Genomic DNA, 15,336 nt, shown 5'->3' on the forward strand with positions numbered 1-15,336 from the left:
AGCCTGTCGGGGCCTCGGCATGTCGCGGCAACCTTTCGTAGACACTGCACAGGTGACTGTCAGTAGGGGCCTCCTTCGGGCTTACGTGGACGAGACGGGAGACCGTGGCGTGTCGCCGACGGCGTCCCGCTTCTTCTCCATGGCCGCGATCGTGGTGCCGGACGAGCATGACGCAGTCATGCGGAGCGTCGTCCGCACAATCAGGCGCGACCTTTCTGTTCCGGCCACCAAGCCGCTGCACTGGCAGGAGCACGTCAAGACGTACCAGCGGCGCCAGCACGTGACATGCCTGCTGAAGACGATCCCCGGCCTCGTCGTCAACTACGTCGTCTTCGAGAAGGGCTCCATCCCGGCGACCGCTGTGCTGCGCGTGGATCACGCGAAGTTCTACAACTACGTGGCAGGCATGACCCTGGAACGTATCCTGCTCACAGCCACGCACTGGCCGGGGGGGCCACGTGACGTCAACGTCCGGTTCGGCCACGTGCGCGGCTTCGACCACAAGGAAACGGCGACCTACTTCGCCAGCAAGCGGTCTCAGTCCAACTGCTCGTGGCTACGGTGGGACCTCCTCGCGAGCTTGAAGTTCGAGGACGCTGGCGCGCTGCTGGGTCTTCAGGCCGCGGACCAGTACGCCGGCATGCTGAACGTGGCCATGACCGCCGATCGTTACGGCGGCTATGAGCCGTGGCACCTGCTCGACATCCGAGCGCAGATCCGCCGAGGACCGAAGGGTGACGCGCTCAACTACGGCTTCAAGCCCATGGTGATGAGCTCGACGCTCGGCGCCTACCCATGGTGGCCGAAGCCAAGGGGCATCTGAGGGCCAGCGCAGGAGGCCCGGGGGCGTCACAACCGCGAGTGCGGAAGGGTCTGGCAGCAGACCTGACGCGATCCCCGCGACCTCCTGCGCTGGCCGCATCTACAGCCTAGCCCGAGTGCTGCCTCCTGTATCGCGAGCGAGAAAGCCCAGTGTGAGCCGTGCACCGACACTCGCTTGTACGGTTTCTCCATGCCCTACTCCGTCGCCCGGTGCTCGAGTGCTCCCGGAGTTCGCTGGCACGGCGCGCCGTCCCCACGCGCCGCCGCGGTCACCGGACGGGCGCGGAGCAGTGACGTCAGCCGTCGCGGGGGGGCCGTCAATGTCTGTCACGACAAGGGCCCCGCCGGACGCCTCACCCCGGTCGATACGATGCGTCCTAGTGGCAGGGTCGTGGCCCTGAGACCGCCGAGCAACAGGGGAGGCTTCGTCGTGTACCTGAGTCGCGTACGAGTCCGCGGGCTGCGCGGCGCGGTTGACGGCCCGCTGGACCTCGCGATCCCGGGGCGGTTCACCGTCATCGCCGGCGCGAACGGCGGCGGCAAGACCACCCTGACGGACGCGATCTACCTCAGCCACGGCAAGCGCTTCCCCTACCTCCCGAGACTTTCCGCAGCAGCGCTCGGCACGGGAGATCGTGACATTGAGGTGGAGTACCGCTTCGAGGACGATGCCGACAAGGAGGGCCCGCTCGGCCGGCAGCTGCAGGCTCAAGGCGGGCGCCTCGCCCCCGGGACTGTCGCTGCCGAGTGGTCGCGGACGCTACACCGCGACCTCGGCTCCATCTCGACGAGCGCGCTCGGTGCCGTCAGCGAGGTGGAGCCGCGTACCCGCCTCGTCCACCTGCCGGCGTGGCGCAACCCCATCGAAGAACTGGCGCGCCGCGAGACCCGCGTCCTGGTCGAGCTGCTGCGTGCACAGCAGCAGAACCGCGGCCGCGGGCGCGACCTGTCACGGCTGCGCGGTCGGGCGTCGGGCCTTCTCGAGGCTCTTGCGACCGATGAGCTGCTGGCCGGCCTTGAGGCCAGGGTCGGCGAGCAGCTTCGCGCGCTGTCAGCAGGCGTGTCCCGCAACTGGCCCTACATTCGCGGCCAGGTCGTCGATGACCGTTACCTGGCGCGAGTGCTCGAGCTGATGCTTGCCACGTCCGAAGGCCGTTCCGGAGCGCTTCCCCTTGAAGTCGTCGGGCTGGGCTACGTCAACCTGCTGCACATCGCAGTAACCCTCGCGGCCATCCCTGACTCCACGCAGATCGCGCAGGCGGTGGCGGACGTCGCTGCAGGATCGACCGGGCAGCCGGCCGTTGATGCCGACGGCACGGCCGCCAGTGAGCTCGAGGATGCAGAACGGGCCCTGCGGCAGGCTCGCGCCGAGAGCGAGAGTGTCGAGGACTCCTTCTTCCCCGACGAACCCTTCCACGTCACCGTGGTCATCGAAGAACCCGAAGCCCACCTGCACCCGCAGCTACAGCACTCCCTCGTCCGGTACCTGCGCCGACAGGTCCAACAGCGCCCTGAGCTCCAGGTCATCCTGTCGAGCCACGCCACCGACATCATCACCTCGTGCGACCCAACAGAGCTGGTCATCGCTCGCCGAGACGGCACCGGACGACGAGTCTGCCGAGCCGTAGCCGACATCCCCTTGGGCACACACTCAGCAGAGGTGCTGCGTAAGACACGGCTGCACCTGGATGCCAGCAGGTCGGCCTCCCTCTTCGCCGACCGGCTCCTGCTGGTCGAAGGCGTCACCGAGGCAGCGGTGCTTCGCGAGTTCGGCTGGGCTTGGGCCGAAGACGACCCGGACAAGCAGTCGTTCGTCGACGCGCTGAGCATCGTGCCGATGGGAACGAAGGTGGGCCCATGGGCGGTCCGCCTGCTCGCCACCCCAGGGCACGAGCTGTGCAGCCGTCTGGCCGTCCTGCGCGACAGCGACCTCGACTTCGACCAGACACCGACCCCGCCGCCGTGGGCCAGCGAACACGACCCACACGTCTTGCTCGTTGAGCACAGTCACCCGACGCTGGAGCCTCAGCTGACCGAGGGCAACGAGGACCTGGTCGAGGGCGCCCTGAGGGACATCAACGTGGCCGTCCCCGAGCAGGTCACACCACAGACGATCCGAGACCTGTTCCGCAGCAAGCACAAGGACGGCGAGGAGACGGTGCCTGCCGGCGCAGCAGCGGCTCGCAAGGGCGAGTTCGCCGAAGCCCTCGCGGGCCGGCTCCGCGACACCCGGGAGCTCATCGGCGCCGGGGTTCACGTTCCGGCGCCGATCCAGCGCGTCTTCGACTTCCTCTACCCGACACCTGAGCCGTCCTCCGAGGCCGAAGACGTTTCGAGCCCCGGGCCGGCCACCCAGCTGTGAGCAAGGCACTCGCGCACGCCGGCGTCATCGACGACCTCACCGACGAGCAGCGCCTCGCCGCAGCCACCTCGCAGACCAACCTGTTCATCGAGGCCGGCCCGGGCACGGGCAAGACCACGGTGTCGGCGCAACGCTTCGGGGTGCAACGGTTCGCTCCCGCGCACCGGCACGACGCACGTGCTGTCGTGGCTGTCAGCTTCACCCGTGCGGCGACCTACAACCTGCGCCGTCGCGTGCAACGGCTGTGGGGTCCCGCGGCCCTGACCTGGCCGCACCGGATCGTCACTCTCGACACGATCATGAGCGACCTGCTTCACGACTTGATGCGACAGCAGCTCGTTATCTGGCCGAATGCCCTCACGCTGTGGCCCGACGGGAACATTGCCCTCGACGTGCGCGACAGCTGGGCCTCGACTAGCGGCACCGTCTGGACCAGGTCCGTTTACGAGCTGTACCTGTCCGGACGCCAGGTCAGGCTCCGCGAAGCATTCGCTTCAAGCTACGCCGCGCGGTTCCCTGCGGTAACGGTGGTGCCCTACATGAAGCAGGGCGTGTGCACCCACCAAGACGTCCGGGACATCCTCGCGCTCGCTCTCCAGGACCCAGCCTCAGCGGCCCGGGTGCGGCAACGGATCGGCGACACCATGAGAGCCCTCATCGTCGACGAGGTCTTCGACGCCAACGACCTGGACATCGCCATCATCGAGGCCGCCATCTCCGCCAGCGTCGCCGTCACCTTGGTCGGGGACCCATGGCAGGCGCTGTACCTGTTCCGTGGCGCCCGTCCGCAGGCCGTTCCCGAGCTTCTCGAGCGGGCCGGAGTGGGCACGCTCGAACTCACCAAGTCGTTCCGATGGCGGTCCGCGGAGCAGCACGACCTCGCCACCCGCCTTCGTGCCGGACAAGGACTCATCCTGCCGACCGACCAGGTGGACGTCGACGTCGTCCTGGCCCTGTGGTGGGCTGAGCTGTGGAACCTCGGCGGCGGGGTGCTCCCCTTGGCGTTCCACGCCTTCAAAGGCGGCTACGAAGAGGCCGCGGCCACCCTGCTGCTCAACCATGTAACCCGGAACATCTTCGACCTCGACGCCACGTACCTCAACGACGCCCTGACCGCGCTGAACGTGCAGGACCGCGACGTGCCACGGCAGCTGGAACCAGCACTGCAGGACGTCATCGAAATCCTGCGCCCCGGCGGCAAGGACGCAGTGAAGGCGGCGTACCTGCAGTTGGTGGAGGTCATCGGCAGCGTGTCGGCGCGAGAGCTGCGTGCCCCTAACCACCACCACACGAAGCGGCTCGCCCAGTTGCAGGAACGGCTGATCTTCCCCGGGCGCCCAGTTCCTGGCCTGACGACCCACCAGGCCAAAGGCGGCGAGTGGGAGATCGTCGGGCTTCGCCTGAAGCCCGAGGAACGCGCAGCCTTGGCCGCCGGCCTAGACAGCGCTGAGGACCTGCATCGCAAGATCTACGTCGCCTGCACCCGTGCGCAGGAGCGCACGGTTGAGATCGTGCCCGAACCGACACCTGCTTCTCGGGCACCGAGGCGGCGACGAACGCCGCGCGAGCGGGCCTGAACGCGAACCTGCGCCCCGGCCGCGGTCGCCGAACGCGAGGGACGTGGCGGCGCACGTTCGCGGCGACCCCGAGGGGCATGACCGACGACGACTTTTGGATCTGTCAGATCTCACGCAGCGCACTAGAAGAGCTCCAGGCGAGAGCCGAGGAGATCGACTTCTCGCCCCGTTGGACATCAGTCGAAGCGATGCGGATGCAGGCCAGAGATACGCGCCGGTCCTGCCCCAGGGACCCTCAGACGCGGGTCGACGAGAACAGGACCCGTCGCAACATGTCTGGCTTGGTCAGCAACTCCAAGAGGTACAGGTACCCCAGCAGCGGCAGGTCGTGGTCGATTACGCCGCTGTGATGTGTCAGCAGGGCATCGGTGCGCGGCACCGCCTCTGCCCGGTCAGAGCCGTGCCCATGTGTCGCGTTCCGCAGGACCCGGATGTACTCCGCGGCAGCCTCCTCAGGCGTGTAGCTCTGCGTCGTCCCATCGGCGAGGTTGAAGTCGATCGAGGACGCACCCGTCTGACGACTGACGTAGAAACCTTCTTGGACCCGTTCGAGCGCCTCGACGGCACGGGCCGCGGCCGGAAGAAGGATCTGCTGTACCTCGCCAGGCATGTCGGCTCGAATGCAATCCAAGGTCCTCGACGCGAAACTGAGGGTGCACATTTGAGTGAGGCGCCGGTCGGTGAGGCGCTCCAAGGTGTCAAGAACGGTGAAGAGCAGCACACGTCGCGCGTCGCCGTCGCGGTGAGACTGCTGGATCGAGCCGACCCGCCGGAACAACTGGTCCAGGGTGAGGATCGCGTGCTGGTGGTGGGTCGGCACGTAACGGTCCTGGCCATTGCGGAACAAGGCCGGGTCTGAAATGACGCTGAGTATCCGGTCAAGCCGCCGCACCCACCAGATCACCGCAGCCGCCGCGGCGTGAGGCTCGACCTCCGGCTCTGGAGTCGCTCCTATCGGCCCCCGAGACGGCAGCAGGTGGAGGGGCTCGAGGGCCTCCCCGACTGCCCCTAGGACCGGAGTCTCCAACGTGTAGACGATCGTGCCCGCGGGTCGGGATGCGCTGAAGGCCCATACGTACGGAGTGAGCGCCCCGAGCAGTGGCGTGAGGTACGGGTCAAGCAGGGAGAACCCGTCGCCCAGCCCTTCGGAAGCGGAGAAGACGATCTGGCCGTCCTCGTTCGCCGCCTTGATCTCGTCCAGGTCGGCCTCGCGAAGCTTGCCGTCCACCGCCATGCGCATCAGGATTTGTGGGATTTTCGATCGGTGCATCAGCGCAGGGTGCCGTCGAACCAGGAACGCACCCACTGTGCCGTAGATCTGCTCATTGTCATCGGAGAACCTGCATTCGCGTAGATCGTCGACCACGGCCTCGACGGTCGCCGCCGCCCACCCAGGCAGCGCGAGCGTGGTCTGCAGCTGGTGCAACGCCAACCCCGGCGCGAGCAGCCCCGCGCCGGTGCGGCGGGCCGCCGAACGTTCGGCCCGCTGCACTGTCTTGGCCGTCTGCTCCAGCAAGCGCTCGTTAACGTTCAGCGTCGCAGATGAGTCGGCTTCAGCGAGCTGCGTGTAGTCGTCTGATTCCAGCGGTGAGCCCGCCAGATGGTGCACTTGCACCAGCCCCGGCCGCCCGCGCGCACCGCGCTCCAACGTCTCGACGCGCCGTTCCTCCGGCGTCAGGTCGGAACCGGCGATGACCGTGAGCCGAGCTGCCTGCATGAAGTCGTCTAGGGCCCCGTTCCACATCCAGGGCGGCAGCGTCATCACGACGTCCTTCGGCGGATTCGTAGCCATGCCGCCACCCTAGATACCGCCGCGACATCGTGCCTTCTGGTTTCAAGCGCCTGCTCCGGACCCAGCCTCCCCCGGCCCGGCAACGACGGCACAGGAGGCTGTGCGGCGGATACTGCACGCAGTCGGCGACGCGCCCGCGTTGCACACCGCCATGCCCGCGACCCACGTGCGCGGTCGTGGTGAACGGCGCTGGAACAACTTCCAAAGCGCAGTGTCCTGCCGGCCCCGGGAGGTGCCCGCTCATGCCCGCGGAGTGCGTGCGCCCTGGGCGTTAGCGGTGCCCGAGACTTGGGTCCATGCCCTATCCATCGAGGCCGGTACCCGACCCGCTGCCGCAGTTCCGGGGGACAGCCACAAACCGGCAGACCCGCGAGCAGCGCACGACCTTCCTCGAGTACGTCGAGAAGGGTTACCTCGAAGGGAAGTCGTTGCGGGTCCTGGCGGCCGAGACGGACAGAACGCAAACCGCAATCCGACGTGCTCTGCGGGAGCTGGACGTGCCGTTGCGAGACCGGGGAGCACCGCCCATCAGCCACTGAACGTCGGCGCACACGCTAAGTAGGTGCAGTCAACAGGTGCCGTGCGACGTGCGCTCGACCAGGCAAGCGTGGAGCGTCGTGCGCTGGCGCGCCAGCGGTATCGTCATCACCATGAGGACGGCGCGGCGACTCCCAGCCTGAGCCCGACAGGCGGGCACGGGCCTCAAACCCAGGAGTCACCATGCGCGCCAAGCGCCTCATCGTCGACGCTCTCGACCACGCCTGCTTCATCATCGACGGGCTGCCCAGCTGGACGTATTGGCTGGGCATCCGCTGGCTCGGCTGCCCGAACGGGCTCGCAGCCGTCGCAGCACGCCTCGACCGCAGGTGGCAGACCGGCCTCTACCGGCCCGTCGAGGACGCCGACCTGTGCTGACCGCACACTCAGACGCGCCCATCTTGCGAGGAGTGGTCAAGTTGCCCCGCCCGTTGCGGTTGGGGCGGACGGGCGCCTTCGCGCTCGGGTCGGGGATAGCCTTCGCGCGAGGTGCACAAAGAAGAGCCCCCGTCCCGAGATAGGGGGCGGGGACTCTGTGCTGGCCGCTTCTGTGGCGTGGGGCGCCGCGGCCGGCGCTGCGATCTGGTCGCGAAGCTGACGCTACGTCTCGCCTCCGACAGAGGCCGTCAGTGACAGGCGGCTGTCGTCGTTCAGTGGGTTCGACAGCATGTCGCCGAGCACCTCGTCGAAGCTCTCGCGCACGGAGCCGACGAGGCTGATACGCCGTCGGCCAGGGACCGTCCTCGTCGACCGGCAGGACGGCGACGGGCTCACCAGCGGGCCCGCCACCTGTGCCCTCGGTAGCCACGCCCTGGTGGGAGGCGACGGAACCCCGAACATCGCGTCCTCCTAGGCCCTGCGTAGGTCGGTGGTGGTGACGCTGATGGTCGATTCGCCAACGTAACCCCCTCCGACGGCTCGTGCGATTGCGCGCGGTCCCAGCGGGGCAAGGGCGGGCCACGTACGGCGGATCGTGTGCCAGCGCTCATCGAGGGCCGTGGAGAGTTCCTTGTTGGCCTTGTCGACGGCCACGATCGCGTCGCGCAGGCGCGTCACAGCCTCGGCTTGGCGGCGGGTCATGATCACGTCAGTGCGAGGGCCGCGAGGAGGCCTCGGCTCGAGGTCGGCCGTGAGGGCCCGCACCACAGCACGGCTGCGCTCCGCACCCATCTGCTTCGCGATGTTTGTGGGCCCGAGCTCGTGCAACGACTTCCATGTCTGCTTCGCGACCTGCCTGCGCTTCTTGAGCGCGGCGTCCCTTGCCTTCTGCGCCTCGTACGCGCTCTTGCATGCGGCACGCAACTCGACGATCGCAGCGTCCAGGTCGGACGTCACCGGGCCTCCTTCTGCGACGACTGGTTGCCGTCGATCCATGCAGCTGCTCGCTCTCCCCAGCGGAGCACGAGGTCCTCGACGAGGGGCTGTCCAGCGAGGATCCGCGCCTCGACGACCGCCCCGATGATGTGCGACGCGAGCCCCTGCTCCGTGCCGCTCACGTCTACAAGGGCGGCGGTGACCGCGGCGCCGGACGCCTCCCACCACGGGAGCGTTCGGTCGAGGTCCGCCTGGTTCGCCATACGCGTCTCGATCATGAACGCGACGTCAGCGACCCGGTCCTTGGTGGGCCATGTGGCTGACGCTGCGATCACGTTGCGCATCCGAGGGGGCATCGAGTTGGCGACTGCCGCGCAGGCCGCCGTGCGAGACTCCTCGGCGGTCAGTTGCACTTTCGCGTCGCCTTCCTCGGACATGGAGGGAGTATGTCGGACTGAGAAGTGCGCGTCATAGCGGCACGCCCCGATCGGCGAAGAACGCGACGGGATTGATGAGCTCGCCGGCCTTTTCGACCTGAACGTGCAGGTGCGGGCCGGTGGAGTTGCCCTCGTTGCCGGAGATGGCGACGACGTCCCCTGCGTGGACGTTGTCGCCCTTCTTCACCTTGAAGCCCACGTTGTGCATGAGCTTGATGAGAATGTCGCCGCCGCAGTCAAGGTCGAGCTGGTAGCCACCGCCGTAATGGTCCCACTCAGCGCGAGCCACGACGCCGTCACACACCGCGTGCACGGGCGTGCCGATGGGGACGCCGAGGTCCTGCCCCTTGTGGAAGTTGGGGATGCCGCGAAACTCACGCCATCCCATCGGGGACGTGCGGACGTATGCCGCGGGCTTGAGCGGGTTGGCCCACCGGCCGGAGATTGCGACGGGCCCGGAAGTCTCCTGCTTGCACTCGTCGATGTTGGGCCCGGCGGTGGCGACGGCCGGCGCCACGAGCGAAGCAGAGCCGATGAGCCGGTTGTAGATCGCGACAGCCTCGGCCTGCCGCTTGCCGTATCGCGACGGGAACGCCGAGCGCTGCACCGCCTGGGCGGCCGTGCCGAACGACATGACCTGCCACCCGTTCACCTTGACCAAGTGGTCGAAGAACGAGTCGGCAGCGACGGGGACTCTCATGCCGTTCTCGACGGAGTCGAACCACCCCATGCCGACCTGCTGCTGGAACAGGTTTATGGATAGGTGGTCGCCGGGCACGACGCCGTCGTTGGGGTAGCGAGTCGACTCGGGGACTTTACGCGAGGCGTAGTTCAGGCCGGTGGACTCGACGAGCGTCACCGCGAGGGCGATCTGGATGCCGCGGCCGAGGATCTTTTTGGCGATGCCGCGCTCGATGATGGTGGTCCAGTTCCGGTCCCGTGCTTCCGACTGCGGGACGCGTTGGTTCGAGGCGGGCACGACACACGTGCCGGGCTCTGCGCCGGCCTGCACCTGCCCGGGCCGCGGGGTTCCCGCGGCGAGGAAGGCGAACAGGACGGCCGGGGCGGTGAGCACCCCGGCCGTCAGGAGCAGATGCTTCTTCACAGCGCCTCGTCGAGGTCGGTGACCTTCCACCGTCCGTCGATGACCTCGAGAGTGACGGACAGAATCTGCCCGTCGCTCATGGATGCGTCCACGGCGGACGACGAGCCGGTGGTGACTGACGTCATCGACTTCACCTTGGCCGGGGTCACGCGGGTGACGTCGGTGAGCCGGAACAGGTCGAGCATGGCCTGCGTGGTGTACGGGGCCATGGCGTCGAGCCATTCCCCCGTGTTCGGGTAGCTGGCGGCGCCGGCCCAGGTCTTGAGGAACGTGCCCGCGACCTTCCGCGGGGCCTGCTCGACCTCGGGGATGTCGGACGCTATGACGGGCGGGCCGGTCGGCGTGAAGGTGGGCGCCGCTGGCGTCGTGGTGGGCTCCGGAACCGGTTCAGTGGCGTCGGTGTCAGTGCCCTCGGTGCTGCCGAGCTCGCGGTAGGTGGCCTCCGACTTGGGCGTGGCGGACGGGGACACCGAGGCCACCTTGGCCGCGGCCTCGGCCCGGAGCTGCGCCTCGTACTGCGTGACCTCGTGCCGGTACGTCGTAAGTCGGGTGAACACGAGCACCGCCAGGGTGAGCACCACCATGGTGACGATGAGCGTGCGCATCGCGTTGCGCCGGTTCCAGAACACCCACGTCATCGCGCGGTGTGCGGCGCCGTGCCGGGTCGTGCGCACCTTGACGTTGTCGGCACGGCGGGCGAGGGCCGCCGAGATGCGGCTCAGGGTGACCTTGATCGTCCTCACTTCTTGCCTCCTGCGGCCTGGTAGATGTCATAGACGCGCTTGCCGGCGATGACGCGCGTCTGCGCAGCCTCGGCAGGCCCGACGGAGCTCGTGGTCGATGGGTGGTAGATCGCCGACGGCTCGACGACCTGTGGCTTGGTGTTGGCGCTGCCCTTCTTCTGCAGGGTGTGCCCGGCGGCGCCTCCTGCGGCGCCCTTGGCCGCGGCACCCGCGAGAAGCGGGATAGTGGCCGTGCCGCCGGAGACGACGGTGCCGATGCCGACAACCGCGGCGTTCCCGACGGCGCCCTTCGCGGCGGCCTTGCCCATGCCGCTCGAGACGGCGTCCGAAGGCATGTGGAACGCCTCCGACGGCGTGGTCCGCGGGACGTCGCGCACGCCCGTCATCACGTACTCCTGCCGGATGCGCGTGTTGGACGCGTCGGACCCGCGGTTCGGGTAGTCGGCCGGGGAGTCGGTGCCGTCGAACAGCTCCTGCGCGTTCTGCGGCTTGCGGACGCGCTTCTCACCCGACGGTCGGACCTCCTCGACCTCGTCGAAACCCAGGGGCTCCCGGACGTCGTCGGGGAACCGGCGGCCAATGTTGTTGCGGAGCTTCTGCATGTCGTTGGCGATGCCGAGCCTCGTCGCGACGCGCCACGCGACGTAGGTCGCGACCGCCAGGGCGATGAGCTTCAGGAGCGGGTGCATCGTCGTCGCCGGGGACAGGATTCCGCCGATGCCGAACCCGACGAACACCACCACGGCGAGGCCGAAGTAGATCGCCTTCACGATCGCGTCCCACATGATGCCGAACACGTTGAGGGCAAGGTGCTGGAAGCGCGGGAACACCGCGGCGGTGGCGACGGCCGGGAAGATGCCGACCATGATGCGGGTCACGGCCATGGCGTAGATGAGCTTGAGTAGCGCCACGACGATGAACACGAGCGAGACGAGCGCGGACAGGAACGCGACGAGCGCGAACGAGAGCTGCTCGCCGGTGTGATTGCCGGCGACGTACTCGTAGGGCTGCGGGTACTTCTCCTTGATCTCGGTGAGGACCTTCTTGTAGTCCTCGCGCTTCTTGTCCGAGAGGTCCGTTGCGATGGACGGGTCCTTGTCGATGCGGGCCTGCTCGTCGCGCGAGAACGTGGACGCCATGAACAGCCGCCCGCCGAACTCCTTGGCGGCCGTGGCGTTCTGCTTGCCGCTGCCGAACGTCATCTGCAGCCACGTGTTGTAGAGCAGCGAGTTGTGCGCGGCGCCGCCGAGGGCGTCGGAGGGGTCCACGCTGCCGTCGAGGACGCCGGTGTTCGCGGCCGAGCTGATGAGCGTGGTCATGCCCTTGTCGACGGCGTTGCCCAGCGGCACCGCGGCCAGCACGGTGAACATGCCGACGGCGAGGATGAGGGTGCTCTTGCCGAGCGTGCTCGCGGTCTCTCCGACCTTCGCGCGCCGGGCGCGGAAGGCGAGTAGGAGAGCGGTGCCGATGAACACGACGCCGACGAGTGGGACGAAGATCGCGCTGCCGAGCATGCTCGTGAGCCCCTCCTGCAGTGGCTCGAACACCACGCCGAGCGGGGAGGACATGGCTGCGCGGTAGAGCATCACCGACAGAGCAACGGTGCCCTCGGTCCAGTCGAGCAGGGTGTTCGCCCAGGAGTTCTCGGTGTCAGACCATGACGGGACCGGGTTGCAGCCGGGGTCGGCGCGCTGCACGTGCAGGCCGCCGTAGCCGTAGGTGTCGTAGATGGTCGGCTGCGGCTTGCCGGCCGTTGGCGCAGCGAACGGGTTGCCGGGGATCGGCTTGGCCGGGCCGGCGTCCCAATCGCCGGCCGTGCCGATGTTGGGGCGCTCTGGGTCCGGCGGGACCATGCAGTCGTTGCCGGATGGAATGTCGATCGCCCACGCGGCCGCGGCGCCGCCGCCGCCGAGCAGCGTTGCGACCGAGAGCGCCAGCGCGACGACCGCGCGGCGCGAGCGGAGTCGGAGCTTCACGCGACCGCTCCCTCGAAGATCGCGTCCCGGCCGGCCGACGTGTCGTAGGTGCGGTGGCGGCCCTCGGGGTTCGTGTCGAGCGCGTCGAGCAGCTGCTCGTGCCACCACCCCTGGTCGGCCTGCACCTGACGGTGCTTGCCCGACCAGTCGCGCCAGAGGAACCCGCCCTTGGGCAGGGTCGCGATGTCCTGCTCGTAGCCGAAGCCCTCCTTGAGGCGCAGAAGGCGCAGTGCGCGCGCGGCGACCTCCTCCTCCATGCGCCCGATCGCCGCGGCGCCGATGAGGTTGGGAATCTCGTCGTCGATTTGCAGGAGCATGTTCGGGTTCTGGAACAGGAGCAGGAAAAGCGTGTTGGTGCGTCGCGTCTCAACTGAGCCGCGGGAGAGGAACGCGGCGTGTGCGGACTCGGCGGCGGCCTGGATGCCGAGCTCGTCGTTGCCGATGACCTTCGGCTTCCGGTCGAGGTACATCGCGCGCGAGGCGAACCGGGCCGCGAGGTTAAGGATCGGGACGGCCTGACGCTGCTCGTCGGTCCACGCGGCGCGGTCGAGGCTGCCGGCCGGCGGGTGCGCGACACCCTTGAGGGTGACGACGGTGAGCACCGCCTGGTCCAAAAGCGTGCGGTAGTAGTCCGGGTCGACGTCCTGCCCCTTGGGCTGGAACACGAGCGCACCGTCGCGGAACTCGGCCCGGGACTCGAGGGCGTCGGCGACGTCCCGCCCGGCCTCGCCGTAGTGCTCGCGCATGACCGCGAGGTACCGCCACGGGTCCTCGCCGAAGTCGCCACCTACCCTGCCGACGGCGCCGGTGATCGCACGGGCCACGGCGCCGCCGGTGTCGTAGGCGATCATCTCGTGCGGCAGGAGCGACCGGAACGTCTCGACGAGCAGGCTCCGACGCTCCTGCTTCGCCGCGACGACGGCTGCCTGGAACTCCTCGGCGGTTGCGTACGCATCGCGGCTCGGCTCGGGGTCAAGCGTCGGCGAGAGCGTGCCGGGCCTGACGTGCTGCAGGTCCAGGTGCCGCGCGTTCGCCTTGAGCGCCGGCATCTGCGTGAGCTTGAACAGGTGCCCGGCCGGGTCGCTAAGGACGGTGCGCATGCCGAGCATCGCACTGTGGTGCGCGATCGCGCCCATGAGCGTCGACTTGCCGGCGCCCTGGTCGCCGCCGATCGCGAACATGCCGGAGCCGCCGCGGCGCGTACCGCCGTGTGGGTCGAACAGGAACACGTCGTGCCCTCCGGCGATCGGACCGACGTACATGCCGGAGGAGTCACCGAACGACGGCGACGCGTTGGGCACCGCGGGCCCGACGAAGTAGCAGGGCTGCCGGGTGACGTGGCCGGTGCGGCGCACAGGCTCACCAGGGCACAGGCTCCGGTAGGACTCCCACTGTGCGTAGTCGTGTGTGAGGATGATCTGCTGCTTTTCAGCGGCTGCCGACATGAGCTTGCGGGCGTGCTCGCGCGCCTCGTCCTCGGTGTCGCCGACGACGCCGACGAGCACGACGCCACGGGCGCGCGGGGCCATGGCGACGTCACCGGTGGAGACCTCGTCGAGGACCTCGCGGGAGCGAGCGATCGCGCGACCGACCTCGGTGGGCGGCTCCTCCCCGTGGGAGCGGAAGTGCTCGTCCTGGTCGATGCCGAGACGGCGCCAGTAGTCGGCCTGCTCTTTGAGGTCCTCGCCGGGGATGACGTCGAAGTCGAGCACCCAGCGCGTCGGGCACGGGGCGCTGTTGGACAGCCACGAGAGCCACGGCTCGAGGCCCTGGTTGTCGAGGTCGCGACGGCCGAACTTCGACGCGTGCAGCATGACGACGTGGCTCGTGTGGTCGGTGACGTTGCGTACGACGCGGATAGTCGTCGAGGCGGCGTACGGGTTGTGGGTCGCGTAGACGGGGTTCGTGAAGCCGGGCAGGTCGTCGCCGTCCCAGCCGTCCGCGCAGGCATCGAGGAGCAGTGACGGGACGGGCGCGCCGAGGCCGAGCGCGGAGTGCATGAACCACGCGATGACCCGTGGACGCGCTGGGCGCGCCTGCCAGCTGTCGCCGGCTACCGAGGCGGTGACCTGACGGAGCTTCTGCCGGTAGGTCTCGAGGACGCCGCGGGAGTCGCCCAGCGGGTTGGGCGAGAGCAGGTGGGGCAGCTCGTCGGCCTTGACCTTGGTCTCGGTGATGCGCACCGCGAGCAGCACCACTGACCGGCGCGCCTCGTAGTCCTTCATGCGCACCTGCATGTCGATGAGGTAGTCGGGGAACGACCATGCACCGTCGATGGCTGGGAGGCGGAACGAGCGGGCGGGGGCGACGTTGGCAGGGTCGGGTAGCGGGTGCTCGGCGTCGAGGGTGGCGGCCGCGGCCTTGGTGTTGAGCGGCGACGTGGCGCCGTACATCTTGACGCGGCTGCCGACGAGCTCGGCCCAGCGGAACGTCTGCTGGCGCATGACCGTGGCGCGGTGGCCGGGGGTTGTGTAGAGCCAATTCTCGTCCTCGAGCAGGTAGTAGGCCCATGTGCCATCGAAGTCGACTACGAGGTTGCGGTGAGCGGCGGTCATGTGCAGCTCGTTCGCGTGGGGGGTGCGGGCCTCCTCCGGCTCGCCGGTCAGGTCGGGGGTGGTCTCGGTGTCATGGGTGACGGTGCGGCGCTGGTTGCGCTTCCAGAAGCTCATCT

The 15,336-nt window shown here is 68.6% G+C and carries 12 protein-coding genes; 5 read left to right on the forward strand and 7 right to left on the reverse strand.

Annotated elements, in window-relative coordinates; genetic code table 11:
* Positions 1-85 precede the first annotated feature (85 nt).
* The 3 genes from AC1DE0_RS16670 to AC1DE0_RS16680 all read left to right on the forward strand — a co-directional run bounded on the left by AC1DE0_RS16670 (position 86) and on the right by AC1DE0_RS16680 (position 4,761).
* Positions 86-823 carry a hypothetical protein gene (locus AC1DE0_RS16670; protein ID WP_478102610.1) on the forward strand — a complete coding sequence of 246 codons (738 nt, stop codon included), beginning with the start codon at positions 86-88 and terminating at the stop codon, positions 821-823.
* Between the two features lie 429 nt (positions 824-1,252).
* On the forward strand, positions 1,253-3,184 hold the full coding sequence (locus AC1DE0_RS16675; protein ID WP_478102613.1) for an ATP-dependent nuclease: 1,932 nt from the start codon (positions 1,253-1,255) through the stop codon (positions 3,182-3,184).
* Entirely contained in the window at positions 3,181-4,761 is a 1,581-nt protein-coding gene (locus AC1DE0_RS16680; protein ID WP_478102615.1) for a UvrD-helicase domain-containing protein, read from the forward strand. The genes AC1DE0_RS16675 and AC1DE0_RS16680 overlap by 4 nt, the downstream gene beginning before the upstream one ends.
* A gap of 235 nt (positions 4,762-4,996) precedes the next feature.
* Here AC1DE0_RS16680 and AC1DE0_RS16685 read toward each other — a convergent pair whose 3' ends face one another.
* Positions 4,997-6,553 (reverse strand): hypothetical protein, encoded by a 1,557-nt coding sequence (locus AC1DE0_RS16685; protein WP_478102617.1) that lies wholly within the window; start codon positions 6,551-6,553, stop codon positions 4,997-4,999.
* Positions 6,554-6,849: 296 nt separating this feature from the next.
* Between AC1DE0_RS16685 and AC1DE0_RS16690 the strand changes: the two genes are divergently transcribed.
* Together AC1DE0_RS16690 and AC1DE0_RS16695 are read left to right on the forward strand one after the other, a co-directional pair.
* Positions 6,850-7,092, forward strand: a complete 243-nt coding sequence (locus AC1DE0_RS16690) for a helix-turn-helix domain-containing protein (protein ID WP_478102619.1) — start codon at positions 6,850-6,852, stop codon at positions 7,090-7,092.
* Positions 7,093-7,273: 181 nt separating this feature from the next.
* A complete protein-coding gene (locus AC1DE0_RS16695) occupies positions 7,274-7,468 on the forward strand; it encodes a hypothetical protein (RefSeq protein ID WP_478102621.1) in 195 nt (64 codons plus the stop codon).
* Between the two features lie 471 nt (positions 7,469-7,939).
* On the opposite strand, the gene AC1DE0_RS16700 is transcribed toward AC1DE0_RS16695, so the two are convergent.
* From AC1DE0_RS16700 to AC1DE0_RS16725, 6 genes are read right to left on the reverse strand one after another with little or no spacing between them, the layout of a single operon-like run.
* On the reverse strand, positions 7,940-8,425 hold the full coding sequence (locus AC1DE0_RS16700; protein WP_478102624.1) for a hypothetical protein: 486 nt from the start codon (positions 8,423-8,425) through the stop codon (positions 7,940-7,942).
* Complete coding sequence (locus tag AC1DE0_RS16705; RefSeq protein WP_478102626.1) at positions 8,422-8,841, reverse strand: hypothetical protein; 420 nt, start codon at positions 8,839-8,841, stop codon at positions 8,422-8,424. Before AC1DE0_RS16705 ends, AC1DE0_RS16700 begins: the two co-directional genes overlap by 4 nt.
* Positions 8,842-8,872: 31 nt before the next feature.
* Positions 8,873-9,946, reverse strand: a complete 1,074-nt coding sequence (locus AC1DE0_RS16710; RefSeq protein WP_478102628.1) for a M23 family metallopeptidase — start codon at positions 9,944-9,946, stop codon at positions 8,873-8,875.
* On the reverse strand, positions 9,943-10,689 hold the full coding sequence (locus AC1DE0_RS16715; protein WP_478102630.1) for a hypothetical protein: 747 nt from the start codon (positions 10,687-10,689) through the stop codon (positions 9,943-9,945). The genes AC1DE0_RS16710 and AC1DE0_RS16715 overlap by 4 nt, the downstream gene beginning before the upstream one ends.
* Entirely contained in the window at positions 10,686-12,665 is a 1,980-nt protein-coding gene (locus tag AC1DE0_RS16720; RefSeq protein WP_478102632.1) for a hypothetical protein, read from the reverse strand. Before AC1DE0_RS16720 ends, AC1DE0_RS16715 begins: the two co-directional genes overlap by 4 nt.
* On the reverse strand, positions 12,662-15,334 hold the full coding sequence (locus AC1DE0_RS16725) for a hypothetical protein (protein ID WP_478102634.1): 2,673 nt from the start codon (positions 15,332-15,334) through the stop codon (positions 12,662-12,664). Before AC1DE0_RS16725 ends, AC1DE0_RS16720 begins: the two co-directional genes overlap by 4 nt.
* Positions 15,335-15,336: the final 2 nt, after the last annotated feature.

The sequence above is a fragment of the Terrabacter sp. 05T424 genome (genome assembly GCF_056396225.1).